Annotated in this window: 21 protein-coding genes and 1 tRNA gene; 6 read left to right on the top strand and 16 right to left on the bottom strand. The window is 62.0% G+C overall.

The genetic code is table 11. The features are described 5' to 3' along the window. Positions 1 to 227 precede the first annotated feature (227 nt). Positions 228 to 2,012, top strand: coding sequence for an acyl-CoA dehydrogenase family protein (locus AC0L2O_RS13930; protein WP_473370115.1), 1,785 nt, complete (start codon positions 228 to 230; stop codon positions 2,010 to 2,012). Positions 2,013 to 2,086: 74 nt separating this feature from the next. Then, the gene (locus AC0L2O_RS13935) at positions 2,087 to 3,175 is read left to right on the top strand and encodes a Zn-dependent alcohol dehydrogenase (protein WP_409191624.1); all 1,089 of its coding nucleotides are present in this window, start codon (positions 2,087 to 2,089) and stop codon (positions 3,173 to 3,175) included. Between the two features lie 138 nt (positions 3,176 to 3,313). On the opposite strand, the gene AC0L2O_RS13940 is transcribed toward AC0L2O_RS13935, so the two are convergent. The 4 genes from AC0L2O_RS13940 to mbfA all read right to left on the bottom strand — a co-directional run bounded on the left by AC0L2O_RS13940 (position 3,314) and on the right by mbfA (position 7,281). Next, complete coding sequence (locus AC0L2O_RS13940; RefSeq protein WP_473370116.1) at positions 3,314 to 4,786, bottom strand: amidase; 1,473 nt, start codon at positions 4,784 to 4,786, stop codon at positions 3,314 to 3,316. 89 nt (positions 4,787 to 4,875) lie between these two features. After that, on the bottom strand, positions 4,876 to 5,406 hold the full coding sequence (locus AC0L2O_RS13945) for a cytochrome b (protein ID WP_409191626.1): 531 nt from the start codon (positions 5,404 to 5,406) through the stop codon (positions 4,876 to 4,878). Positions 5,407 to 5,436: 30 nt separating this feature from the next. Continuing rightward, positions 5,437 to 6,300 (bottom strand): hypothetical protein, encoded by an 864-nt coding sequence (locus AC0L2O_RS13950; RefSeq protein ID WP_473370117.1) that lies wholly within the window; start codon positions 6,298 to 6,300, stop codon positions 5,437 to 5,439. 9 nt (positions 6,301 to 6,309) lie between these two features. Further along, positions 6,310 to 7,281: an iron exporter MbfA gene (gene mbfA, locus AC0L2O_RS13955; RefSeq protein WP_369720691.1), complete on the bottom strand. Its 972-nt coding sequence runs from the start codon at positions 7,279 to 7,281 to the stop codon at positions 6,310 to 6,312. A gap of 183 nt (positions 7,282 to 7,464) precedes the next feature. Between mbfA and AC0L2O_RS13960 the strand changes: the two genes are divergently transcribed. Continuing rightward, the gene (locus AC0L2O_RS13960) at positions 7,465 to 8,187 is read left to right on the top strand and encodes a hypothetical protein (RefSeq protein ID WP_473370221.1); all 723 of its coding nucleotides are present in this window, start codon (positions 7,465 to 7,467) and stop codon (positions 8,185 to 8,187) included. A 170-nt stretch (positions 8,188 to 8,357) separates the two neighbouring features. Here the strand turns inward: AC0L2O_RS13960 and AC0L2O_RS13965 are convergent, their stop codons facing one another. From AC0L2O_RS13965 to AC0L2O_RS13990, 6 genes are all read right to left on the bottom strand, one after another. Continuing rightward, positions 8,358 to 8,714, bottom strand: a complete 357-nt coding sequence (locus AC0L2O_RS13965) for a hypothetical protein (protein WP_369720692.1) — start codon at positions 8,712 to 8,714, stop codon at positions 8,358 to 8,360. A 112-nt stretch (positions 8,715 to 8,826) separates the two neighbouring features. Then, a complete protein-coding gene (locus AC0L2O_RS13970; RefSeq protein WP_473370118.1) occupies positions 8,827 to 9,984 on the bottom strand; it encodes an alpha/beta hydrolase in 1,158 nt (385 codons plus the stop codon). A 116-nt stretch (positions 9,985 to 10,100) separates the two neighbouring features. Continuing rightward, entirely contained in the window at positions 10,101 to 10,967 is an 867-nt protein-coding gene (locus AC0L2O_RS13975; protein WP_473370119.1) for an MBL fold metallo-hydrolase, read from the bottom strand. Positions 10,968 to 10,983: 16 nt separating this feature from the next. Further along, positions 10,984 to 11,595, bottom strand: a complete 612-nt coding sequence (locus AC0L2O_RS13980) for a glutathione S-transferase family protein (protein ID WP_473370120.1) — start codon at positions 11,593 to 11,595, stop codon at positions 10,984 to 10,986. 110 nt (positions 11,596 to 11,705) lie between these two features. Beyond that, entirely contained in the window at positions 11,706 to 12,548 is an 843-nt protein-coding gene (locus AC0L2O_RS13985) for a fumarylacetoacetate hydrolase family protein (RefSeq protein ID WP_473370121.1), read from the bottom strand. A 221-nt stretch (positions 12,549 to 12,769) separates the two neighbouring features. Beyond that, entirely contained in the window at positions 12,770 to 13,618 is an 849-nt protein-coding gene (locus tag AC0L2O_RS13990; protein WP_473370122.1) for an MBL fold metallo-hydrolase, read from the bottom strand. Positions 13,619 to 13,745: 127 nt separating this feature from the next. On the opposite strand from AC0L2O_RS13990, the gene AC0L2O_RS13995 reads away from it, so the two are divergent. After that, positions 13,746 to 14,222, top strand: coding sequence for a DUF3775 domain-containing protein (locus AC0L2O_RS13995; RefSeq protein WP_409191633.1), 477 nt, complete (start codon positions 13,746 to 13,748; stop codon positions 14,220 to 14,222). Positions 14,223 to 14,338: 116 nt separating this feature from the next. Here AC0L2O_RS13995 and AC0L2O_RS14000 read toward each other — a convergent pair whose 3' ends face one another. The 4 genes from AC0L2O_RS14000 to AC0L2O_RS14015 all read right to left on the bottom strand — a co-directional run bounded on the left by AC0L2O_RS14000 (position 14,339) and on the right by AC0L2O_RS14015 (position 19,056). Then, positions 14,339 to 15,121, bottom strand: coding sequence for an SDR family oxidoreductase (locus AC0L2O_RS14000; protein WP_473370123.1), 783 nt, complete (start codon positions 15,119 to 15,121; stop codon positions 14,339 to 14,341). 135 nt (positions 15,122 to 15,256) lie between these two features. Continuing rightward, positions 15,257 to 15,769: a CvpA family protein gene (locus tag AC0L2O_RS14005; RefSeq protein WP_473370124.1), complete on the bottom strand. Its 513-nt coding sequence runs from the start codon at positions 15,767 to 15,769 to the stop codon at positions 15,257 to 15,259. A gap of 122 nt (positions 15,770 to 15,891) precedes the next feature. Continuing rightward, positions 15,892 to 17,484, bottom strand: coding sequence for a GMC family oxidoreductase (locus AC0L2O_RS14010; protein WP_473370125.1), 1,593 nt, complete (start codon positions 17,482 to 17,484; stop codon positions 15,892 to 15,894). 99 nt (positions 17,485 to 17,583) lie between these two features. Next, positions 17,584 to 19,056, bottom strand: a complete 1,473-nt coding sequence (locus AC0L2O_RS14015; protein WP_473370126.1) for a coniferyl aldehyde dehydrogenase — start codon at positions 19,054 to 19,056, stop codon at positions 17,584 to 17,586. Positions 19,057 to 19,361: 305 nt separating this feature from the next. Between AC0L2O_RS14015 and AC0L2O_RS14020 the strand changes: the two genes are divergently transcribed. After that, positions 19,362 to 19,438 (top strand) — tRNA-Met (locus tag AC0L2O_RS14020). A gap of 532 nt (positions 19,439 to 19,970) precedes the next feature. Here the strand turns inward: AC0L2O_RS14020 and AC0L2O_RS14025 are convergent. After that, positions 19,971 to 21,200, bottom strand: coding sequence for an ABC transporter substrate-binding protein (locus tag AC0L2O_RS14025; RefSeq protein WP_473370127.1), 1,230 nt, complete (start codon positions 21,198 to 21,200; stop codon positions 19,971 to 19,973). A 903-nt stretch (positions 21,201 to 22,103) separates the two neighbouring features. Here AC0L2O_RS14025 and AC0L2O_RS14030 point away from each other — a divergent pair. Further along, the gene (locus tag AC0L2O_RS14030) at positions 22,104 to 23,825 is read left to right on the top strand and encodes an adenylate/guanylate cyclase domain-containing protein (protein ID WP_473370128.1); all 1,722 of its coding nucleotides are present in this window, start codon (positions 22,104 to 22,106) and stop codon (positions 23,823 to 23,825) included. A gap of 76 nt (positions 23,826 to 23,901) precedes the next feature. Here the strand turns inward: AC0L2O_RS14030 and AC0L2O_RS14035 are convergent, their stop codons facing one another. After that, on the bottom strand, positions 23,902 to 24,357 hold the full coding sequence (locus tag AC0L2O_RS14035; protein WP_473370129.1) for a nuclear transport factor 2 family protein: 456 nt from the start codon (positions 24,355 to 24,357) through the stop codon (positions 23,902 to 23,904). Positions 24,358 to 24,497: the final 140 nt, after the last annotated feature.

Below are 24,497 nucleotides of genomic sequence, written 5' to 3' on the forward strand. Positions count from 1 at the left end.
GGGGAGCCGCTGATCTAGGCATGGCGCGCGCGAACAGCCAGCGGCAGCGCCGGCAAGCTCGATCACAATTCCGCAGAGCGAATTGCTCCTTCACGGCGATCATGCCTCCCTGACGATTTGCGGCTTTATCCGCTCTCGCGGCGGGAGCATGATCGACATCATCTCAAGCGGCAAGCGCTAAAGCAGCGCAAAAACGACCGCAGGGTACGGAAACGAAGAGGACGATCATGCGACAGCCAGCCACAACGCAGCAGAAAGATGTCGCGGCCGCACCGTCCGGCCTGCTGGCGCCCGATACATCGGGCATGAATTTCTACCGGGCCGATCAGGCCTTGACGGATTTGCTACGCATCCATCTGCCGGAGGCGCTGTTCCGGCATATCGAACCGCATCTCGACCGCCTGGGTGAGTTGGCCGGCGGCCCGCTCGACGAGTGCGCGCGGCTCGCCGACCGGCACCCGCCGGTGCTGCACCAGCGCGACAAGTTCGGCCGTGATGTGCAGTGGATCGAATATCACCCGGCCTATCGCGAGCTGGAGAAGGCGGCCTTCGGCGAGTTCGGGATCCATGCGCTCTCGATCCGCAGGGGCATTATGGGCTGGCCGGACAAATATCCGGTCGTGGCCAAGCACGCCTTCACCTTCCTGTTCAACCAGACCGAATTCGGCATGGGCTGCCCGATCAACGTCACCGATGGTTGCGCCAAGCTGCTGGCGAATTTCGGCAGCGAGGCGCTGAAGGCGAAGTATCTCGACGGCCTGACGCAGACCGATATGAGCAAGTTGACGCAAGGCGGCCAGTTCATGACCGAGAAGGAAGGCGGCTCCGATGTCGGCACGCTGACCACCACGGCGGTGCAGGACGGCGACCATTGGCGCCTTCATGGCGAGAAATGGTTCTGCTCGAATGCCGATGCCAAGGTCGTGATGCTGCTGGCGCGTCCCGAAGGCGCCGGCCCCGGCACGCGCGGCGTTGGCCTGTTCCTGATGCCCCGCTTTCTCGACGACGGCTCGCAGAACCACTACCGGATCGTGCGCCTCAAGGACAAGCTCGGCACGCGCTCGATGGCTTCGGGCGAAATCAAGCTGGAGGGCGCGATCGCCTATGCGGTCGGCAAGCTCGACCGCGGCTTCGTGCAGATGGCCGAGATGGTGAACTCGTCGCGGCTTTCCAACGGCGTCAAATCCACCGCGCTGATGCGCCGCGCCTATCATGACGCGATGACAGTGGCGACGAACCGCGTGGTGTTCGGCAACCGCATCATCGACCTGCCGCTGGGCCGGCGGCAGATGCTCAAGATCATGCTGCCGGTCGAGCAGGCGCTGTCGATGAGCTTTCTCACCGCCGATGCGCTCGACCGCGCCGAGGCCGGCAGCCAGGACGCAGCAGCGCTGCTGCGCATCCTCACCCCGACGCTGAAATTCCGCGCGACGCGCGACGCGCGCAAAGTCTGCGGCGATGCGCTCGAGATGCGCGGCGGCATCGGCTATATCGAGGAGTTCGCCACGGCGCGGCTGCTGCGCGATGCGCATCTCGGCTCGGTCTGGGAAGGCACCGGCAATATCGTCGCGATCGATGCGCTGCGGCGTGCGGTCGGCCGTCACGGCGCCGAATCCGCGCTGTCAGCCGATCTGCACGCCCGGCTCGACGACAGCCCGTCCGTGCCGCAAGCCTGGCGCGACCGCTTGCGCGATCTCACCGATCGCGCGGTCGGCTTTGCGCGCGAGGTCGCGGGCAAGGCCGACAACGAGGCCGATGCGCGGCGCGCCACCAGCGTGCTCTATCACGTCGCCAGCGCCGTTGCGCTCGCCTGGGAAGCGCACCGCATCCACGACATGCGCGGCGATGCGCGACGTCTGCTGCTGTCGCGGTTGGTGGTCGATCATCGGGTGTCGCCAAGCGATCCGTTCCGGCTTACGGAAAATGCCGTGCACCAGAACATTGCCGCGCTGCTGCTCGGTGATCGTACCGCCGACATGAGCGAGGTTGGCGAACTGGTTCTGGCAGCGTAGGCTCGCGGTCACCTCTCCCGTAGGGAGAGGTGAAGACCTGCACGCTACGAAAAAACAACAACGAGGAAACGCAAATGAAGGCCGCCGTCCTCTATGAAGTCAACAAGCCCCTGGTCATCGAGGATATCAGCCTGCCGAAGCCGGGCCCGCGCGAGGTCCTGATCCGAACGTCGGTCGCGGGCCTCTGCCACTCCGACCTGCACTTCATGGAAGGCCTCTATCCGCATCCGCTGCCCGCGGTGCTCGGCCACGAATCGGCCGGTGTCGTCGAGCAGGTCGGCTCCGACGTGACCTACGTGAAGCCGGGCGATCACGTCGTCACCTGCTTGTCCGTGTTCTGCGGCACCTGCGATAATTGCACCACGGGACGGACCGTGCTCTGCACCGACACCACCGTAAAGCTGCTGCCGGGCGTCTCCGACCGGATGCAATGGTCCAGGCCCGAGAAGCTGCACCAGTTCCTCAACCTCTCGTCATTTGCCGAGCAGATGCTGGTGCACGAGAACGCGATCGTCAAAATCAGGAAGGAGATGCCGCTCGATCTCGCCGCGCTGATCGGCTGCGGTGTCATCACCGGCTACGGCGCGGTGGTGAACACGGCGAAAGTGACGGCCGGCGAGACCGTGGCGGTGATCGGCTGCGGCGGCGTCGGCATGGCCGCGATCAACGGCGCGCAGATTGCGGGCGCAGGCCGCATCATCGCTATCGATACCAATCCGGCAAAGCTCCAGCTCGCGACCAAGCTGGGGGCCACGGACATCATCAATCCCGCCGACGGCGACGTCGTGAAGCAGGTGCGCGACCTCACCAATGGCGGCGTGCATCATTCGTTCGAGGTGCTCGGCCGCAAGGAGACGGCGGAGCAGGCGTTCGCCATGCTCGCCTCCGGCGGCACCGCCACCATCGTCGGCATGATCCCGTTCGGCCAGAAAATCGAGCTGCACGGCTTCGACTTCCTGCGCGAGCGCAGGATCCAGGGCTCCTCGATGGGCTCCAACCATTTTCGCGTCGACATGCCGCGCCTGGTCGATTTCTATCTGCGCGGCCGACTGCACTTGGAAGACTGGATCTCGGCCAAGCTGAAGCTGTCGGAGATCAACGAGGGTTTTGCCAACATGAAAGCCGGCAAGACGCTGCGCAGCGTGATCATGTTTGACAGTTGAGTGAAGCATTCTCCTCCGTCATTGCGAGGAGCTCGCGACAAAATTGCGAAGCAATTTTGCGCTGATGCGACGAAGCAATCCAGACTTTTTCGGCGGATACATTCCTGGATTGCTTCGCTTCGCTCGCAATGACGAAGACTAATCGTCAAACATCTTCGGCGGCACAAAGCCGCCGAACTCGCGCTCGATCAGTTCGGCAAGCCTCAAGGGCGTACGGTCCTCCAGCCACGGGCCGACGATCTGCACGCCGACCGGCAGGCCGTCCGGTGCGAAGCCGGTCGGGATCGCGGTCGAGGGCAGCCCCGGCAGCGTCGCGATGCCGGGCCAGGCGAGCTGGTCGGAATAGATATGGTCCTTGCCGTCGATCTTGATGCGGCGCATCTCCTGGTCCGGCGAATGGTCGTGCGGATAGGCCGGAATGGGCATGATCGGGCAGATCACGGCGTCGAACGTCTTGAACAGCTCGCGCCATTGCGCCCGCAGCCGCGTGCGTCCGGAATTGGCGACCAGCCAATCGCGATGGCTGAGCGCGATGCCGCGCAGCCGTTCCGCGGCAAGGCTGTTGTCGCCTTCCGGCAGCGCGTCCGCCGCCGCCTTGGCGCCGGCATAGATGTCGGGCGCAAAGGACGCGGCCAGGAACGACATCAGCATGCGCATATAGAGCCGGGACGAGGCCGCGAAATCCGGCAACAGCGGACTGCTGCGTTCGATCCTGACGCCGGCCTTGGCGAGATTGTCCGCTAGCTTGTTGATGGTCCCGCGCACCGCGGTGTCGGTCGGCAGCACCGGATCCGTGTCAACCACCAGCACGCGGAAATCTCTCAGCGCGGTGTGGCGCGCCGCCGGCAAGTCGAGCCGGTAGGCGAGGCCTGCGTCGATCGGATCGGGCCCGGCCATGACATCGAGCAAGAGGGAAAGGTCGGCGGCGCTGCGGGCCATCGGGCCGATGACCGAGAGGTCACGCTCGAACGGCAAGGGCGGCAGCGGCGGGGGCGTATGACCGCGCATGGCGACGAGATTGAAGGTCGGCTTGTGCGCGTAAACACCGCAATGGAACGCCGGCACGCGCAGCGAGCCGCCGATGTCGGAGCCGATCGACAGCGGGCCATAGCCCGCGGCGAGTGCGGCCGACGAGCCGCCCGAAGAACCACCCGGCGTGCGGCCGAGATCGTAGGGATTGTTGGTGGTGCCGTAGATGTCGTTGTAGCTCTGCCAGTCGGCGAGCGCGAGCGGCACGTTGGTCTTGCCGAGCACGATGCTGCCGGCGTCCTTCACGCGCGTGACCGGCAGCGCATCTTCCTTCGCGATGAAATTCTTCTGCTCGGGATTGCCCCAGGTCGTGGGCAGGCCGGCGATGTTGTAGGATTCCTTCACCGTCATAGGCAGGCCGAGCAGGGGCTTTCTCTCGCGGCGCGCCAATGCGGCATCCGCCTCGCGCGCGGCACTGAGCGCACGATCAAAATCCCGGACGCAGATCGCGTTGATCTTGCCGTCGTGCCGTTCGATGCGGTTGATCGCGTCTTGCGTGAGCTCGAGCGACGAGACCTTCTTTGCGCTCAATGCGGCCGACAACTCGACCGCGCTTTTGAAGCTGAATTCTGATTTGGCCACCACGCTTCTCCTGTCGTTGCGGAGGGATGATGCGCAGTTTGGCCTGTTGTGGCAACCGCCGCTTGATAGAAGTTGACCCCCAGAAAAAACTATCCCGGCAGCATCCGCTGCATGACGCGATCGCGGTAGACGAAAATGTGCGCGAGCGCAGATGCAACGTGAATGACGATGGTCACGAGGAGCGCCCATTCCATCGCCTGATGCAGGCCGTCGATGGTGCGTCCGGCGGCTTCGTTATCGGACGCCAGCATTGGCAGCGGCACGAGGTAGAAGAACGAAACGGACCATCCGCGGAACGACGCAAACAGCCAGCCGGAAACTGTCGTCGTCAGCACCAGCACATAGAGCAGCCAATGCACGGCCTCCGAGCTCAGGCGCTGCCAGGCCGGGAGCGAGCTCTCCGGCGCGACAGGGTGGGTCAGCCGCCAGACGAGGCGAAGCGCGGTCAGAACCAGAATGGTCATTCCGATCGAGATGTGGAACGTCATCGCGGCACCCGGCGTCATCCCGCGGTGCAGGTCCGGCATCAGCCAGCCGATCGGATATTGAACGGCAAGCAGCGCCACAATGAGCCAGTGGAAGATCTTTGCCGGGGTCCCATAGTGCAGTTGGACGGTCATCAATTGGTCCGATCCGACGAAAAATTCGTCCTAGGGTTGGAAGCTGCGCGCAGAGGCGTGTGCGAACGGATTGACGGGGCCGCTGCTCATGCGTGTGTTGGCATCGGAGGTCGCGCCCGGGACCGGAAACGCGTAACCGATGATCGTCTTGACCACCAGCCGGTCGGATGCCGGCGTTAACCCGTAGCCGATACCAAAGTTCACATCGAAATCCCCGGCTTTGAAATCGGTGACCGCGAACAGCGTGTGTTGCTGGTCCGCAAGCTTGTCGAAGCTCCCGATCTGGCCGAGGTCGCTGTAATATTCCAATCCCGCGAACAGGTTCTCGCCGAACCTGCGTGCGACACGAGCGGCCGGCGTGAAGTGCTGCTCGGCGAACTTTCCGAAATGGACGTCGACGATTGGATTGACGATGAACTCGTAGTCGCTGTTCCGGACGCCGATGATCGGGCGAATCTCCATTGAGAAGCGGGATTGGGAGAATGGCGGCGTCTCGTTGCTGAATTCAAAGTTCACGCCATAGAAGAAATTGCGCTGTTCGGCATGCGGCGAAACGAACAGCGTTCGCAATTTGAACGCGTCCGAGTAGAAGCGCTGGTCCTGAACCGAGAACGGCAGGTAGAGGCCCACCTCCCACCAGTCGGTCACGCCGTAGGCGAATTCCGGCGTGCCGTTCAGGCTGTGGTTGGAAACCAGCCCGCCGGGAAAGGCCGGGTTCTTCTGGCCGAGCGCAATGTAGTTCAGATGCTGCTGGATCGTGAACTGGCCGACATCGGCGATGCCGGCGTTGTAAACTTGGATCTCGTCGGTGGCACGCGCGGCCTCGGCCGACGCAAGCAGCATGAGCCCGCCAGACAGGCTTGCGAGCGCGGTGTATGAAAAATGCCGCTTCATTGCCGCCGCCTAAGCCGCCCCGATCAAGATGCCCACCGCGAGCACGATGGCGCCGCCGAGCACGATCTGGAACACCGCCTGGAGGAACGGCGTGTCCATGTAGCGCGCACGGATGAACGCGATCGCCCATAATTCGAAGAACACGACGACGCCGGCGATCGCGGTCGCGATCCAGAACGCATTGGGCCAGGCGTCCGGCACCAGATAAGGCATGGTGTGGCCAAGCCCGCCGAGCGTCGTCATCAAGCCGCAGGTGAGACCGCGCAGCCAGGGCGAGCCCCGGCCGGTGAGCGATCCGTCATCCGACAGCGCCTCCGCAAATCCCATGCTGATGCCGGCGCCGATCGAGGCGGCGAGGCCGACCAGGAAAGTCTGCCAGTTCTGGTGGGTGGCAAAGGCAGCCGCGAACAGCGGCGCCAGCGTCGAGACCGATCCATCCATCAAGCCGGCAAGGCCGGGCTGCACATATTGCAGCACGAACATGCGGCGGTTGGTGCGGTCTTCCTCGGCGCGCACGTCGGAGCTCAGGATCTGGTCCGTCAGCTTCGCGGCGGTCTCTTCATGGCCTTTCTCGGCTTCGGCGAGATCACCCAGCAGGCGGCGCACCCCGACATCCTCCGCCTGCTCGGCCGCCTTCACGTAAAAGCGCTCGGCCTGCATTTCCATGGTCTCGACTTCCCTGCGGATGGTGTCGAGCGGCAGGTTCTTGGTGAGCCAGACCGGGCGGCGGCGCAGGAAGCCCTTGACGTCCTCGCGGCGGATGGGAGGCAAATGCGGACCGAAGCGCTGTTCGTACATTTCCAGCAGCATGTGCCGATGGCCGCGCTCTTCCTCGGCCATCTGCTCGAAGATTTTGGCGGAATCCGGATAGCGCTCCTTCAGGTCCTCCGCGAAGCTCATGTAGATGCGGCTGTCCTCCTCCTCGGAGGAAATCGCCACGGCAAGCACCTCGCGCTCGGTCAAATCGGCAAAATTCTTCACGGATCACGCCTGCTCTAGTTTAGAATAATTCTAATCTGATATAGGCTGCAATTCGTTCAGGGTCAATTCACGCGAGCTGCGCGAACGGTTGCATCCGAAGGGCCGTCACAACGTTGTTTGGGTGCATGAACCCGGGGCCGACACAGGTAGGAACTTTTTAAAACGTGGCTGGACGGGTGAATGATGGACAAGGTCAAGTTTCGTCTGAACGATCCGCGGCTGGCGCCGCGTCGCACCAAGCTTGAAATCCCCGGATGGGCCGGCAAGCGCGAACCTCGCGCCGATGGTTCGCGCGAGCAGGTCTGGCATTGCGTGCCGTTTTCCGAGGGCGCGCAATACGGCATCGAGCTGTTCTATCCCTATGATTTCGAGCTTCACGTTACGACCAGGGACGGTCACTTGATCCTGGAGGCCGATTGGGGTGAGCCGCCGGAAGGGGGCGCGGAATGGCCGCCGTTTCGCAAGTTTGGCGAGGCCTTCTACACCTATCAGATACTGCTCGATCTCAAGGTCGAAAAAGGCCTGGCGGTTCGCACCGAGCCGCATCCGCGATTCTATACCGACCCAACTGACACCGTGCCGATCGCCGTCCCCGCGCTGATCCGCAATTGGTGGCCCATGATGTTCTTTTGCGTGTTCAAGGCGCCCGCCGAGGGCCGAACCCACATCTTCCGGCCCAACGAGCCCTTTGCGCAGATCATCGTCATTCCCGAGGAAGCGAACTTCGATCTCGAGCCCATGGGCGAGGAGGAAGCGGCGGAGCGCGAGCTGCAGGCCCGCCGCATCTACAACAACAGGCCCAAACTGGCGGCCGGCACCGAGTGGACGTCGTCGTCCGATACGGTGTTCGACGGCACTTACCGGCACCTGCACCGCGCGGCAAAGGACAAGGCTCGCAACGGATAGGGCGGACGACCGGGTCCTGGCCCTGCGGTCCCGCCTGTTTCCTTGCTTCCGGCGTTTGCCGTTTGCGGCGATCGCGATGGGCGATTCTGCCTGGATTTCCGGATGCCCGGCCCCCCGACAGCAAAACAGGACCCGTAGGTCCTGTTCACCTCATTCCTGCCGTTGCGACCTCAGTAGCCGCGGCGATAGAAGCTGTGATGGTGGTGATGGTGATGATGATGGTGATAATAGCGCCGATATCGCGGGACCACCACGACCGGCGCGTCGTAATAGCGGCGATAGAAGCTGTGGTGATGATGGTGATGGTGGTGATGATAGAATTGGGCGACCTGAACATTTTCGCCGGCTTTTGGCGGGGTCGCTTCATCGAGGGCTTGCAGCCGGGCGCCGGCGTTTGCGATCGGCTCCAGCAGGTCGGCGTATGAATTCGCCTGCAGGACGTCCGTAGGCGCAGGCGCAGCTTGGGCGCTGCCGAGCGCTCCGAACGCGGCTGCCGCTCCCAAAATTCCAGCGATCTTCTTGTCCAATGTCGTTCTCCATGGTCGCCGGACCCAGCTCCGGTATCTCCGCAACGTCAGACATTGCCGAATGTTCCCTGAACCCCCGATTAACGCCTTGTGGCGGGAGGGTGGCGGCGCTTCAGGCGGCAGGGGCCGTGGCGGCGCGCTGGAGAAATTGAAGCAGCAATCGGCTGACCTCGGCCGGTTGCTCCTGCTGCACCCAATGGCCGGCGCCGTCGACCAGATGGCAGCCGAGCAATTGGGTGCACGCGCTCGCCTGCATCGTCTCGAACACGCCGGGGCGCTGATAGGTGCCCCAATCCTGCCTGCCCGAGATGAAACAGGAGGGCACGTCGATGCTGCGGCCGGAGAACAGCTGCAACTCGTTGTTGTAAGCAGCCGACGTGCCGCAGCGATACCATTGCAGGCCGCCCTGGAAGCCGGTACGTCCGTATTCGGCGCTGTAGTAAGCGAGATCGCGGTCCGGCAGCCATTGATTGGCGGCGATTTCGGCCGGCGAGGGCATCTCCTTCGCGACGGTCTCGGCCATCGTCTCGTCGCGGTCCATCACGTAGTAGGTCGGCAGCTTCGCCAGCTCACTCGCCGACCATGATTTCAGCGGGTACGGCTTGTTGTCGGTCCAGTCCGCGCTCTTGTGGTGATAATAGGCGCGCAGCAAATCATGCACGCCCTGCGGCGCGTGCTGCATGTCGGCGTTGGCCGCGCGTGTCGAATAATACCATTGATAATGCTTTCGCGGTCGAGGCAGGGCCGCCAGCTCACGATGCACGGGATATTCAGCCTGCGGCTTCGCCGGTGTGTGGACCGTGTCGAACGGCAGCGGCGGCGGTCCGCCGAACGGCGCGCTCATCATCACGACCGAGCGAAACACGTCGGGCCGCATCAGCGCACACCAGGATGCGACCGGGCTGCCGAAATCATGCCCGACCAGATCCACTTGCCTGTAACCGAACGCCGACACCAGCCCGAGCGCGTCACGCACCACGTTGAACAGACGGAACGGCGCGAGGTCGCCGTCGTAATCGGCAGTCCATCCGGTGGTGCGGCCATAGCCGCGCTGGTCCGGCGCGATCACGTGATAACCGGCGGCTGCAAGCGCCGGCATCACCTTGCGCCAGGAGAACGCAAGCTCGGGAAAGCCGTGCAGCAGCAGGATGCAGGGCCGGCCCCTGGTCTCGAAGCCGGCCTCCAGCACATGCATGCGCAAGCCGTTGATGCCGTCCACGTAACGCGAGCGGATTCCGGCGGGCAGGGGGATTTCGGGGAGATCGGCCATAATGTTTCCTCGTCATGGCCGGGCTTGTCCCGGCCATCCACGCTTCTTCGCCGTCGTGGATTGTAAGAACGTGGATGCCCGGGACAAGCCCGGGCATGACGGAAACGAAGGCGGCGCTACACCGCCGCGCAGACGAATCCATTCCCCTTGCGCCTGATCTTCCCGACCGACGGCGACGGAAAATGCGCGGTGCAGCACAGCGCGTCGGTGTCGCAATAGCGCTCCAGGAAGCTGCGGCGTGTGGTTGCCGCCGCTGCCTGGTCGACGTCGAACTTGATCGAGAGCTCCGGATACAGCGTCTGGATCGGCGAGTGCATGAGATCGCCGCTGAAGACCGCGTCGTCCTTACCGCGGCCGAAGGTGAAGGCGACGTGACCGGGCGTATGGCCTGGTGTCGGCAGGATGCGGACGTGATCGCCGATCTGGTGGTCGTTGCCGACGATCTCGTGGCGCTTGGCCTCGACCACGGGCAGCACGCTGTCGACGAAGGGCGCGACCTCCGCCTTCGCGTTCTGCTCGGTCCAGTAGTCGAACTCGCGCTTCGCGAACACGTAGCGCGCCTTCGGGAAGGTCGGCACCCAGCGGCCGTTTTCCAGCCGCGTATTCCAGCCGACGTGATCGACGTGCAGATGCGTGCACATCACGAAGTCGATGTCGTCGACGGAGATGCCGGCGCTCGCGAGCCCGCGGAAATAGGTGTCGTCGGTCTTCATGTTCCACTTCGGTCGCGGCCGCGGCTTGTCGTTGCCGATGCAGCTGTCGACCAGAATGGTGTGATGTGGCGTCTTGATCACGTAGGACTGGAAGCACAGGATCAACCCGTCCTGCTCGTCCAGCGCTTTCGCCTCACGCATCCAGGCGCGGTTCTCGGCCAGCACCTCCGGCGTCAACCCGGGCAGCATCTCCAGCGCCGGCAGGAACGTGGTCTCCTGCTCGATGATGCGATGGATGGTGAGATCGCCGATCGCGTATTTCAGACTCATGACAACACTCCGCGCGCTACGCCGCCGGCGGCACCGAGATTTTCACCGAGGGCCGCTCCAGCATCTTCTGGTGGAAGGCATCGAGCTTCGGATAGGCCTTGCGCCAGCCGCAATCGGCGAAGCGGAAGTCGGCGTAGCCGAGCACGCAGACGAGGCCGATCTGCGAGATGTCGAACGGCCCGTTCAGCACGTCCGGCATGTTCTCGAAACGCGCCATGCCGGTCCAGGCCCGGTTCCAGTGGTCGTCCGACCACGCCTGCCATTGCAGGTCCTGCGGCCGCACCATCTTCTCGTAGCGGCACAGCAGCATGGAATCGAGCATGCCGTTGATGAGGGAATGATTGGTCTTGGCCTTCCAGCGCCGAGGGCCGTAGTCGGGAATGAGGCTGCCGCCCGCCATCTCGTTGAGATATTCGACGATGACGTAGGAATCCAAAATGACGTCGCCGTCATTGGTGATCAGCACCGGCAGCTTCTTCAGCGGCGTGATGCGCGAATAGTCCTCATTGACCGTACCCGGCGCCACGGTCGCGGGCATGAACTCGATGTTGTCGATCAGCCCAAGCTCGATCGCGGCGATGCGCACCTTGCGGGCGAACGGCGAGGCGGCGGAGAAGGAGAGTTTCATTTTGGATCCTTGTTGTCATTCCGGGGCGATGCGAAGCATCGAACCCGGAATCTCGAGATTCCGGGTCTGGCGCGAGAGCGCCATCCCGGAATGACAGATGAGGTCGCCGCCTAAGCCGCAACGATCTCCTGCCGCTGCTCGCCGAGGCCTTCGATGCCGAGGGTGATGACGTCGCCGACATTGAGGAAGGTCGGCGGCTTCATGCCGAGACCGACGCCGGGCGGGGTGCCGGTGGTGATGATGTCGCCGGGCAGCAGCGTCATGAACTGCGAGACATAGGAGATGCACTTGGCCATCGAGAAGATCATCGTTTTGGTCGAGCCGGTCTGGCGGCGCTGGCCGTTGACGTCGAGCCACATCGACAGGTTCTGCACGTCCTTGATCTCGTCCTTGGTGGCGAGCCACGGCCCGAGCGGGCCGAACGTGTCATGCGACTTGCCCTTCGTCCACTGTCCCAGGCGCTCGGTCTGGAAGTTGCGCTCGGAGACGTCGTTGCAGACGCAATAGCCGGCGACGTGGTTGAGCGCGTCAGCCTCCGAGACATATTTGGCGCGGGTGCCGATGATGGCGGCGATCTCGACTTCCCAGTCGAGCTTGGTCGAGCCGCGCGGCTTTTCGACCACATCGTTGGGGCCAGACAGCGAGGTGTTGGCCTTCATGAAGATGATCGGTTCGGTCGGGATGGCAGCGCCGGTTTCCTTGGCGTGGTCGCTGTAATTGAGGCCGATCGCGACGAATTTGGAAATGCCGGTGACGGGCGCGCCGAACCGCGGCTTGCCGGAGACGGCGGGCAGTGACGCTGGGTCGAGGGCCGCCAGCTTGGTCAGGGATTCCGGGGAATAGGCCTCGCCCGTGAGGTCCTTCACATGCGCCGACAGGTCGCGCAATTGGCCGGATTTGTCGATCAGGCCGGGTTTTTCCGCACCCTTTTCGCCGTAACGAACAAGCTTCATTCTCGTTTCTCCCTGGAGATGGACCGATCGGTTAAATAGCTTCATGGAACAGCGCGGCGGGAAATTCAACCGCCGACTAGTCGCCGTTCCCGCATTGCTCCCCCTCATCCTGAGGGCCCGCCGAAGGCGGGCGTCTCGAAGGATGGTCGCGGACGAGAAAGCGGGGCCTGCATGGTTCGAGACGCCCGAAGACGCGCTCCTCACCATGAGGAGCAATGTCGTCAAGCCAGCGCCTCAAACCTGAACGCGTCGCCATCGCCCTTGATATGCCCGGCCGAAAAATGCCCGCCGATCACCAGCGTCCGGGTGTCGGCAAAGCGGCCGAACAGCGCTGCCCGCGTCGCGGCCGATTGTACCTGGTCGGAATCCGCGGTCGATGACCAGTCGAGATGTGCCATCTGGCAGGGATGATGGGCGACGTCGCCGGTCAGCAACGCTTGTTCACCGTCCGATTGGATCAGGATGCTCATATGGCCGGGGCTGTGGCCGGGCGTCGGAATCACGCTGATCTCCTCGCACAGCCGGTGATCGCTCGCGATCAACTCGGCGCGGTCGGCTTCGAGGATCGGCTTCACTGAATCGTTGAACACGGCCTGCTTGTCCGGCTCGGTCGAATGATCGCGCCAATATTCATATTCGGTGTTGCCGAACACATAGCGCGCTTTGGGAAAGGTCGGCACCCATTTGCCGTCGACGAGCTTCGTATTCCAGCCGACATGGTCGACGTGAAGATGCGTGCACAGCACGGTGTCGATGCTGTCGGGGGCAAACCCCGCCGCCATCATCGTCTCCAGGAACGGCGTGCTGCGGCTATTCCAGGTCGGGACGCCGCGGCCCTGCTTGTCGTTGCCGAGGCCGGTGTCGACCACGATGCGTCGGTCTGGCGTTTCCACCACCAGCGAATGGATCGACATCTTCAGCCGGCCCTCTTCGGTGGCAAAATGCGGGATCAGCCAGGGCAGCTTCCGGATCGCGTCATTGCTCGCCAAGGGCAGGATGAAGCGGGTCGAGCCGACCGTCTCCAATTCCACCACCCTGGTGATTTTGACCTTGCCGACTGTCCACTGCATTGCGGCGTGCCCTCCTTGCTCTTGCTTTGGCGGCAAAAGATGCGGGTTTCCGTCACCCAGCGCAATGGATCATCTGACGCGGTGCGGCGTTATCGCGGGAACCCAGGACAGGCCAAAAGGGGCAGTCATGCCAGAGCTTGCAATTTCCGCCGAGAAGGTCGCCTTCATCATCGAGAAGGCCCGCGAATTCGACGTCAAGGAAGCGGACTCCGATCCGGATTCGGGCTCGAACGCCGCCGATGACGATATGGTCGACGTGCTGGACGACGACGGCTCCGATCCATCGGGGCAAGAACTCAGCAGTTTCATCGCCGCCCTGAACGAGGACGAGCAGCTGGACCTCGTCGCGCTGACATGGCTCGGGCGCGGCGAGGGCACGATCGACGATTGGGACGATTTGCGTGCGCGCGCCGTGGAGGCCCGGGCCACCTATCGCGCGCCGCGGCGCGAAACCATCCGCTATCTGCTCGGCGATCCCATGCTGGGCGATTTGCTCGCGGAGGGATTGGACGCGTTCGGCATCGACTGGACCGACGGAAACACCACCGCCGATTCATCGGCCCCGAGCCAGCGCGACGAAGACGAGATCACCAAGCAGCGGTGATCATTCTCGCTGGCTCAACGTCGTCATGGCCGGGCTTGTCCCGGCCACCCACGTCTTGCCTCGCCGTCCAAAGTACGTGGCTGCCCGGGCATAGGCGAGTGGAAGCGTAGTTGCCGCTACAGCGTTCCAGGAAACGCGCCGCCATCCAGCAGGATGTTCTGCCCGGTGATGAAGCCGGCCTTGGCGCCGCAGAGGAAAGCGCAGGCGTAGCCGAACTCGTCGGGCTGGCCGAAGCGGCCGGCGGGGTTGAGCTTGGCGCGCTCGGCCAGAAGCTGATCCGGCGTGATGCCGCGCTTGTCGGCCTCGGCCTTTGCGGTGCCGCGCAGCCGGTCGGTCTCGAACGGGCCGGGCAGGAGTCCGTTGATGGTGACGTTGTTGATCACGGTCTTGCGCGAGAGGCCGGCGATGAAGCCGGTGAGGCCGGCGCGCGCACCGTTGGACAGGCCGAGAATGTCGATCGGCGCCTTCACCGCGGCCGACGTGATGTTGACGATGCGGCCGAACTTGCGCGCCATCATGCCGTCGACGGTCGACTTGATCAGCTCGATCGGGGTCAGCATGTTGGCGTCGATCGCCTTGATCCAGTCGTCGCGGGTCCAGTTGCGGAAATCGCCGGGCGGCGGGCCGCCGGCATTGTTGATCAGGATATCCGGCTCGGGGCAGGCCTTCAGCACGGCCTCGCGGCCTGCCGGCGTCGTGATGTCGCCGACGATCTCGGTGACCATCACGTCCGGACAGGCTTTGCGGATGTCGTCAGCCGTCCTCTTCAGGACATCAGCGCCGCGGGCGGTCAGCGTGACGTGAACGCCTGCTTCGGCAAGCGACATAGCGCAGGCACGGCCGAGGCCCTTGCTGGATGCGCAGACGATGGCGCGGCGACCTTTGATCCCAAGATCCACTGTTTCACTCCCGTAAATAGCTGGCTGGTTTTGGATGATCGGCACTCTAGCCAATCGTGGTGCCGCTGATAAGGGACCGGCTCGCATCAAAATGCATGCACGCTTGCGCGGCGATGCAAATGTGCGGGCATGATCCTAGATGCGCCGTTCCTGCTTGAGGCGGTCGATCGCGGCACCCGCCTCCGGCGGCAGCGACTTGAAGCCCATCTGGCCGACGGTCGAGAACAGCGGCCGCAGCCGCGAACCGGCGAGGAAGGGCGGCTGGTGGTTGGCCGGCACGACCTGGTCGAACACCAGCACCAGCGTGGTGGCGACGAGTCCGACCCGGATGGCGCCCAGCGCAGCGCCGCCGAGGCGGTCACCGATGCCGGCCTCGCCCATGGTGTCGTTCAGCGCGACGCGGCCGATATGCCCGAACAGCATGCCGACGATCACGAAGATGGCGAAGAACCAGATCCAGTTCTGCAGCAGCGGCGAATTCGGATTGCCGGTGATCTGCGGCGCGATCAGTGGCATCAGCGCGATCGCGATCGGCGCGGCGAGCAGATAGGCCAGGATGGTCATGGCGCTGCGGAGCAGGCCGGTCCTGAAACCGAACCCGATCGCAATCGCGAGGGCCGCATAGACCGCGAGATCGAAACTGTTCATGAGCGGGAGCCTGCCATGGAACGTATGAACGCCCAACCGATCATTCCGGTTTCAGATCGCTAAAATCGTCTGTATTTTTTTGCCCCGACGGGCCCCCGTAAGAACGGGGAGAGGGAGAAGAGCTACCGCACCTCCTCCCTGATCATGTCCGCCGCTTTCTCTCCGATCATGATCGTCGGCGCGTTGGTGTTGCCGCCGATCAGCGTCGGCATGATCGAGGCGTCGACGACGCGCAATCCTTCCACGCCGTGGACCTTGAGCCTGGGATCGACCACGGCCATCGCATCCGTCCCCATCTTGCAGGTGCCGACCGGGTGATAGACCGTATCGACGCGGTTACGCAGGACGGCGCGGATGTCGTCGTCCGTTCTCACGTCGGACGTGAACATGTCCTTCTTCTGCAACGCGCGCATCGCGGGCGTCTCCATCAGCCGTCGCGTGGTCTTGAAGCCGGCGACCATCGTCTCGAGATCCTCCGCCTCGCCCAAGAAATTCGGATCGATCATGGGGGCTGCGATCGGATCAGCGCTTTTCAGCCAGACGCTGCCGCGGCTCTTTGGTCGCAACAGGCAGACATGGCATGAGAACCCGGCCTCCTTGTGCTTCTTGCGGCCGTGATCGTCGAGCATCGCGATAACGAAATGAAGCTGAATGTCTGGTACGTCGAGGTCGGGCCGGGTTTTCAGGAAGCCGCCACATTCGGCGAAATTGGTGGTCATCAGGCCGCGCCGCTCGCTGCGGTAGCGCTGGATCGCGCGGAGCAGGGATGGCAGCCGACCGAGCGAGGAGTGAACAAGGTGCGGATAGTCGGACGCGTACACGAACACGAAATCCGGATGGTCCTGCAGATTGCGCCCGACGCCCGGCAAATGGTGCACGACGCCGATGCCTTGCGCGGCAAGCGCATCGCCGTCGCCGATGCCCGACAGCATCAGCAATTGCGGTGACTGGAAGGCGCCGCCGGCGAGGATCACCTCGCGGCGGGCGCGCAGCCGCCTGGTCTGCTTGCCCTGCAGATATTCGATGCCGACCGCGCGGCCGCCTTCGAACAGGATTTTCGTCGCATGCGCTCCCGTCTCGACCTGCAGATTCGCGCGATTGTCGACATGGGGCTGCAGATAGGCGCGCGCCGCGCTCCAGCGCTCGCCGTTCTTCTGTGTCACCTGGTAGCTGCCGAGTCCTTCCTGGTCCTCGGCGTTGAAGTCCTCGCGGATGCGGAATTGCGCCTCGCGCGCGGCCTGATGGAAGATCTCATGGATCGGATTCTCCGAACGCAGCCTGTTGACATGCAGCGGGCCGCCCTTGCCATGATACGCGCCGTCGAAATCACTGTTGTCCTCCGAGCGCTTGAAATAGGGCAGCACGTCGTCATACGACCAGCCGGCATTGCCGAGCGAGGCCCAGTGGTCGTAATCCGATTTGTGGCCACGGATGTAGACCATGGCATTGATCGCCGAGGAGCCGCCGAGGCCCTTGCCGCGCGGCTGATAGCCGATACGGCCGTTCAATCCCTTCTGCGGCACGGTATCGAAGCCCCAGTTGGCCGCGCTATAGGGCAAGGCAAGGCCGAATGGCGTGGTGATCCGCCAATTGTCGTTGCGTCCGCCGGCATCGAGCAGCGCCACGGATGTCGCCGAATCCTCCGACAGCCGCCCCGCCACCGCGCAACCGCCGGAGCCCGCGCCCACGACGACGAAATCGAATGTGTCAGTCACTTGTGTTTCCCCCATTATCGTCATTCCGGGGCGATGCGTAGCATCGAACCCGGAATCTCGAGGTTCCGGGTTCGCTCCGCGCCCCGGAACGACCGTTCCTTACGACATCAACCGCATCAGCTTCTCCAGCCGCGCGATCTTGCCGCCATAGGGCGGATAGAGGTCGGCGAGGCGGTTGAGTTTCGAGCGATGAAACACCGGCTTCAGCTTGCTGAACGTGCGAAATCCCCATTCGCCGTGATAGGCGCCGCTGCCGGATGCGCCGACGCCGCCCATCGGCTGGTTGATTTGCGCGAAATGAAACAGGCAGTCGTTGATGGTGACGCCGCCGGAGATCGTGCGCGCCAACACCTCGTCACGGGCGTCGCGGTCCTTGCCGAACCAATAGAGCGCCAGCGGCCGGTCGCGGGCGTTGACAAAGGCGATCGCGTCTGCGGGATCGCGATAGCCCAGCACCGGCAGCACGGGGCCAAAGATCTCCTCCTGCATCACCGCCATGGCTTCGGTGGCATTGACGATCAGCGTCGGCGGGAATTTGCGGTGTGCCTTCCAGTTCGGATCGTCGGGCCTTGCCGGTTGCAGGATCTTCGCGCCGCGCTGCGCGGCATCGGCAATGAGGCCTTCCAGTCGTGCATAGTGCCGGTCGGAAATGATCGAGGTGTAGTCCTTGTTGGCGGGATCGGTGCCGAACATGCGTCGCATCTGCGCACGCAGTTTTTCGGCAAACGCCTGCAACGCGGCCTCAGGCACCAGCACATAATCGGGCGCGATGCAGGTCTGCCCGGCATTGAGCAGCTTGCCATAGGCGATGCGCTCGGCCGCCTCCTCGAGATCGGCCGAGGCGTCGATGATCGCCGGCGACTTGCCGCCGAGTTCGAGCGTTACCGGCGTCAGATTGCGTCCCGCGGCTTCCGCGACCAGCCGGCCGACCCGGGTCGAGCCTGTGAACACCAGATGATCGAACGGCAGCGAAGCAAAGGCCTTTGCGATTTCGTCCTCGATGCCGGTGACGAGCAGTTCGTTCGCGTCAAACTTCGCAGCGACCGCTTCCTTCAGTAAGGCGGCGAAGTGCGGCACCAGTTCGCTCGGCTTGATGATGACACGGTTGCCGGCGGCGATCGCGCCGATCGCGGGCGCCAGCGTGAGCTGCAGCGGATAATTCCAGGGCGCGATGATGCCGACCACGCCGAGCGGCTGCGGGATCAGCCGGTTGCGCGCGGGCAGGAATTGCAGCGCGGTCGCCACGCGCTGCGGCGCCATCCAGGCCTTCAGGTGCTTGGCGGCATGCCGGATCTCGGAGAACACCATCATCGTCTCGGCGATATTGGTCTCCACCGCGCAGCGGTGGCCGAAATCGGCCGAGATCGCCTGCCGGAAGCGCTCCTCGTTCTCGGCGACAACAGCGCGCAGCCGCGCCAGCCGGTCGAGGCGCTCGGCCAGATCAGGCGCCGGCTCGGCCCGCGATCGCGCGGTCATGGCGTGGAACGCGTCCGCGAGTGCCAGCTGCGCGGCGCTCGTCGGCGATTGGTCCAGGGTCTGGTCCAAAATCTGGTGGTCCATGGAAAGCTCCATGGCGCTCCTCCTCAAACGGCGTTTCGCCTCGTTTTGTTGCCGCAGGCTGGCCCTTTGTGGAACTTGTGGCAAGGGCGAGCCAAACAGACCCGAATTCGGTCCATCGGCCTGTCATAAAGTCGAAAAAAACGTCGCCGCAGCCCTTTCCAAAGGCAGCCCGGGTTGGTACATACCGCCCGCACCCAACGGGCTTTGCCCGGGGTTGCCTTCCAAGGAAGCCTTTGGGACGGAAGAGCAAGCCACGCGCGCAGCGCCGGCCCTCTATTCACCGTCCCCGGCATTTTTCGAAGGCGCGCAAGGATTAACGCGGGGTGGAGCAGCCCGGTAGCTCGTCAGGCTCATAACCTGAAGGTCATAGGTTCAAATCCTATCCCCGCAACCAAATAAGCCTCTGATTTAATGAGGTTCTTGAGAGCCGCCCTTCGGGGCGGCTTTCTTGATCTTGGGGCCGTGTCGCCACCGTGTCGCCACGCGATAAGGGTCGCATTCAACGGTCCCAAACGGGAGATCCAGTGAGCCCCGTGGCTTAAGCCATGCATTCGGCGTATCGCGCTACAGGGCGGGCTTCGCTCAATCTCATCCAGCGCTGGATGGGTCATGCTCGAATGACCACGACCGCGATCCAAGCAAGCGTTTCAGGTCCCGCGGAATGGTGTTTCGCGGAAAAGGTCTGGCGTTTCGCAAGTAGTGCGACGCCAACCGAAGAGAGGCACCATGCCGCACTCGCACCGTGAAGCCCTTGATCAAATCATTGGTGCCAACTTGAGGATGATACGTCGCGCCCGTGGCTTGAGCCAAGCCGCGCTCGGTGCACATTTGACTGTGACCTCGCGGTAGATTCAGAAGTACGAACCCGCGTGGCCCCGATGCTTAGTGGGATGAACTCTTACCACTCAGCCGATCACCTCCCATGCCTACTCGCCGACCTCGCTGCTGATGATATCGCCGAACAATTCCCAACGCTCGCCCTGGAATTTCCTGAGCTGAAATTGCTTGATCGGAGCGAAGTCAATTGCGCTGGTGTTGATCGTGACACCGGGCAAGAGCCCTTCCAGCTGTAGACTCTTGATGCTCGCGGCCTGCTTCATGATATTCGCGCGGGTAAGATCGCCCCCGCACTGTTTGAGAACATGAACCATCGTTTGAGCAACATTGTAGCCAGTCATTAGAAAGAGGTCCTCTCGATTGCCCTCCGGGAAATATTTCGTAAGAAAGGCGTCAAAGTTTTTGATACCTGCGTCATCTTTCCACTGCGGGTCTGTAGGATCTTTGTTGTAAGCGGCCGAGATGATGTTTTGTGCGTTTTCAAAACCTGCGGGCCTCATCACGGTCCCGGTAGACGTGCCAACGCTGTTTAGAATGAACAGCGGTTTCCAACCAAGCTCCGCTACTTTCTTGATTGACTGCGCCGCGAATTTCGGTGTCGTGATGCTGATGAAAATATCTACACCCTCCGACTTTAGCGCCACTACGTGCGAGTCGATGGTTGGCGTGGTGGTTTCATAGCTTTCCTCTCCGACAATCATCGAAGCCGCCTTAGCGCCGAGACCGTCTCGGATGCCTTTGACATAATCCTTTCCATAGTCGTCGTTCTGATAGAGGATACCGATCTTGCCAGTCGGCCTTTCTTTCAAAATATACTTAGCATAAATGCGACCTTCGCTCTGGTAACTAGGTTGCCAGCCCATTGTCCAAGGGAATTGTTTCGGGTCGTTCCACTTTGTCGCACCGGTGGCAACGAATAGCTGAGGCACCTTCTTCTCGTTCATATACTTTTGAATAGCCGAATTGGACGCTGTACCCAGCGGGTCGAAAATCAATAAAACTTCGTCGCGTTCAACGAGTCTGCGGGCTTGTTCAACAGTCTTCGGCGGACTATAGGCGTCGTCGTATGAGATAAATCTAATCTTGCGGCCATTGATGCCGCCCTCTGCGTTGATCTTATTGAAGTACGCAGCCTCTGTCTTACCGATGACGCCGTAAGCGGAAGCTGGTCCGCTATAAGGCATGATGTTGCCGATTTTGATTTCATCGTCTGTCGCACCGATGTCGTATTTCTTCTGGGCAACTGCGGTGTTTCCAGCGGCAGCAAGCAAAATAATGGCGGTCGAAAACGCCGACAATCGTCGCGCGACGATGGACATTTCGTTTCTCCCTATGGACACAATAACTGTGTTTGTTTGCTTCGGGACCTCTTCGGGTCTTTCGTCCAATATTGAACACCCTTCAGCAGACCTTGTCGATGGAGAACGCTTTCGGATCAGTTCGTGCGGTTCGGTCAACGTAGGTGACCGAAATTGGTCGCGACTGCTTCGGTGACGAATTGCACCTTCCACCAAGCCGGGAGCTAACAACGAACGAGTCCGCCCTTGGGTCACAGGCGGTAATCCTCTGCCATCCGCATAGGGACTCGGAGCGGACATGACTTGACCGGCAGAGCGGCTAGATCGCCGCTGTAGGACAGCGGAGCCTCTCGTCGAGCGCTCGCGGAGCCGAACCGCTGCAAGAAAGCAAAGGCTCAGCGCTCCCCAGCGCTCTCGACGGTGGGAAACGCCAACAGGACCTTTTCAAGACGGCGACTGGGGTTGCGAGTCGGCGCGGCGTATGCCACCGCCACGGCGACCTCAAACACGAAGATCGGCGTCGCCATTCTCGATGCAGCGAACCCGTTCGCAACCGGCGTGGTTCGGCTCAACAGTTCATTCTCTTAAATCCCAGTGGCCACACTCGTCGGGTTTTTCCAAATCATTCCTTGCCGACGCAAACTCGCTGGTCGCGGGGCTCCAAGCGTTCAGTGGCGCGCTCGCCTCGCGTCTTCCTATATTCCGTAGCTCTCGGTGGATGAGGGGCGCTTCCTACCTTGGACAACAACGAAGCTGCGGCACTTGAGGGAGTCGTGAAGGTTTGCCTTCGCGGCTCCCGCTTTTTCACGTCCTGACTTAGCGGCGGTCGCCTTCTGATGACTTCCCGGCAACTCGCAGATGTGATTTGATGATAGCGGTTCGCGGCGGGAGGACATAGTGCCAGCGGAGCCCCTGCAGAGGCGATTGGCAGCAATTCTAGCGGCCGACGTGGTCGGTTACTCGGCCATGATGGAGCGCGCGGAGGAGGCCACCTACGCTGAAATCGGGCGATTGCGCAGAGAGATCATCGAGCCAGCGCTGACCCGGTACAAGGGTCGCCTGATCAAAACGACCGGGGATGGCATATTGGCGGAATTTGCCAGTGCGGTTTCGGCTGTGCAGTGCGGCAAAGATATTCAAGACCAGCTCGCGGCCGGTCCGCTCCAGCTCCGCATCGGTATCAACCTTGGGGAGGTGATCGTTGATGATCAAGGCGACGTTTATGGTGAAGGCATCAACATCGCCGCGCGTCTCGAAGGATTAGCCGAGCCATGTGGCATTCTCATTTCCGAAAAAGTGCAGCGAGAGATTAACGGCAGGATCGACCTCGCGCTGGAAGACCAAGGAGAAAAGGCGCTCAAGAACATCTCGGTTCCGGTTCGAGCTTTTGCCCTTCGTTCGCGATCAGGTGAGAACTCGGCACCAGAGGGCTCGAGTCGGCCAGCATTGCAGTTGCCCGACAAGCCTTCTATTGCGATCTTACCCTTCCAGAATATGTCCGGCGACCCGGAGCAGGAATACTTTGCGGACGGAATGGTGGAAGACATCATCACTGCATTGTCCCGCGTAAAGTGGTTCTTCGTCATCGCTCGGAATTCTTCATTCACTTACAAGGGGAGAGCTGTTGACATCAAACAGGTTGGTCGGGAACTCGGCGTGCGATATGTGCTAGAAGGAAGCGTTCGAAAGGCGGGTAACCGCGTTCGGATCACAGGTCAGCTCATCGAGGCTGAAACCGGACATCACATTTGGGCAGAGCGGTTCGAGCGCGAGTACAACGACGTTTTCGAGTTGCAGGACGAAATGACCTCCGCTGTTGCTGCGGCAATCGAGCCGACCATCAACTTGAGGGAGATCGAAAGATCAAAAAGAAGGCCAACGTTCGACCTGACCGCTTACGACTATTTCCTGCGGGCGCAGCCCTTTATCCGACAGTTTGATCCGCAGTCCTATGTACAGGCGGAAGAATTGCTCCGACGAGCCATTGCCCTGGATCCGCAATATTCCAGTGCGCTGGCGCTTCTGGCCGATTGTATTGGACGCCAATGCATCATGGGCGCGCAGCCATATAGGCAACGAGTGCTTGAGGCGGAGCGAATCGCGGAGCAAGCAGTGCAAGCTGATCCCGAGGACGGTACTGCACTCGCTATCGCCTCTTGGGTGCTCACGATCCTCCTTGGCAAGCATGCTCCATCTCGGGAATACGCAGAACGTGCGCTACGCCTTCAGCCAAACTCAGCGTTTGTCTGCGTCAATAGTGGGTTTGGCTATCTATACCGTGGCGAACTCGATACCGCCCGCTGCAACTTTGAAAGAGCGCTGCGCATCAACCCGCTCGATCCACGGAACTACTTCATAATGCAAGGTCTCGGCATCATTCTATTCTTTGAAAGACACTTCGCCGAAGCGTTGCCGCTATTCAACCGCTCAATCGAGCTTGCGCCGTCTGCGAGGGTAACGTGGCGCTACAAGGCTGCAACTCTTGCGCATCTTGGCAGAACGGAAGAAGCTCGGGAGGCTGTCGCGGCTCTCCGGTCACTTACGCCCGTGCAGACGCTTAAAGAAATATCTGATCGGACCATGCTCGCTCAAGCTTGGATGCGGGAAATTTACATCGGCGGTCTTGAGAAAGCGGGATACGAATAATGCAGCATTGGCGCTCGGCGGCCGGAACTCTGTCCGGCCGCTCCTGGCGCGCGATTCCAACCGGCTTAGTTAGGTTCTACTTCGGGGGCGGGGCTGGTGGTTTCGGCATCGCAGATAGCATCCTGATTTTCCACCTGCCGCCTTCGCGAATATCCGTTGAAGTCCAAATGCCGCCTGTCTCTATGGGGGCACCGCTCTGGTTCTTGCCAGTGATGCGATATTGGCCCATTGCCAGAAGCGTATCACTGCCCAAAGGCCAAACTTGATCTACAGTTATTTCCTCGTGATCAAGCCCGGCCTTGAATGCCCCCTCATAGAACGAAGCGATGTCGGTTCTCGGCCCTGCCGGATTGACGTGCATTCCACCAGTTGCAAATAACCCAGCTATGCCCGCGCCATCATGCTTATTGAAGCTGTCGGCGTATGCGGCCCCGATCTTCTCAACCTCCTGCTTGAGGTTTTGGTCCGTATCGTTCGCCACGGCTGGCGTGGTGAACGCGACAATGAGAGAAAAGACGTACTGCCACTTCATCTGCAATTCCCTCCAAAATGCGTTGCATCGAAAAAGGTCCCCACATTGGAGACGGACCAACCCTAGCACAACGATCGAAAGTTGAGAGGCTGAATTGGAAAGGGGGAATTTTATCGCGGCGCATTCAGCCATTTCCGGGA

This window comes from Bradyrhizobium sp. Kon10, assembly GCF_055807395.1.

Coding starts and splice junctions, on each gene's coding strand:
- AC0L2O_RS13930 (WP_473370115.1), top strand. CDS start 228: ATGCGACAGCCAGCCACAACGCAGCAGAAAGATGTCGCGGCCGCACCG.
- AC0L2O_RS13935 (WP_409191624.1), top strand. CDS start 2,087: ATGAAGGCCGCCGTCCTCTATGAAGTCAACAAGCCCCTGGTCATCGAG.
- AC0L2O_RS13945 (WP_409191626.1), bottom strand. CDS start 5,406: ATGACCGTCCAACTGCACTATGGGACCCCGGCAAAGATCTTCCACTGG.
- AC0L2O_RS13950 (WP_473370117.1), bottom strand. CDS start 6,300: ATGAAGCGGCATTTTTCATACACCGCGCTCGCAAGCCTGTCTGGCGGG.
- AC0L2O_RS13960 (WP_473370221.1), top strand. CDS start 7,465: ATGGACAAGGTCAAGTTTCGTCTGAACGATCCGCGGCTGGCGCCGCGT.
- AC0L2O_RS13970 (WP_473370118.1), bottom strand. CDS start 9,984: ATGGCCGATCTCCCCGAAATCCCCCTGCCCGCCGGAATCCGCTCGCGT.
- AC0L2O_RS13975 (WP_473370119.1), bottom strand. CDS start 10,967: ATGAGTCTGAAATACGCGATCGGCGATCTCACCATCCATCGCATCATC.
- AC0L2O_RS13980 (WP_473370120.1), bottom strand. CDS start 11,595: ATGAAACTCTCCTTCTCCGCCGCCTCGCCGTTCGCCCGCAAGGTGCGC.
- AC0L2O_RS13985 (WP_473370121.1), bottom strand. CDS start 12,548: ATGAAGCTTGTTCGTTACGGCGAAAAGGGTGCGGAAAAACCCGGCCTG.
- AC0L2O_RS13990 (WP_473370122.1), bottom strand. CDS start 13,618: ATGCAGTGGACAGTCGGCAAGGTCAAAATCACCAGGGTGGTGGAATTG.
- AC0L2O_RS13995 (WP_409191633.1), top strand. CDS start 13,746: ATGCCAGAGCTTGCAATTTCCGCCGAGAAGGTCGCCTTCATCATCGAG.
- AC0L2O_RS14005 (WP_473370124.1), bottom strand. CDS start 15,769: ATGAACAGTTTCGATCTCGCGGTCTATGCGGCCCTCGCGATTGCGATC.
- AC0L2O_RS14015 (WP_473370126.1), bottom strand. CDS start 19,056: ATGGAGCTTTCCATGGACCACCAGATTTTGGACCAGACCCTGGACCAA.
- AC0L2O_RS14025 (WP_473370127.1), bottom strand. CDS start 21,200: ATGTCCATCGTCGCGCGACGATTGTCGGCGTTTTCGACCGCCATTATT.
- AC0L2O_RS14035 (WP_473370129.1), bottom strand. CDS start 24,357: ATGAAGTGGCAGTACGTCTTTTCTCTCATTGTCGCGTTCACCACGCCA.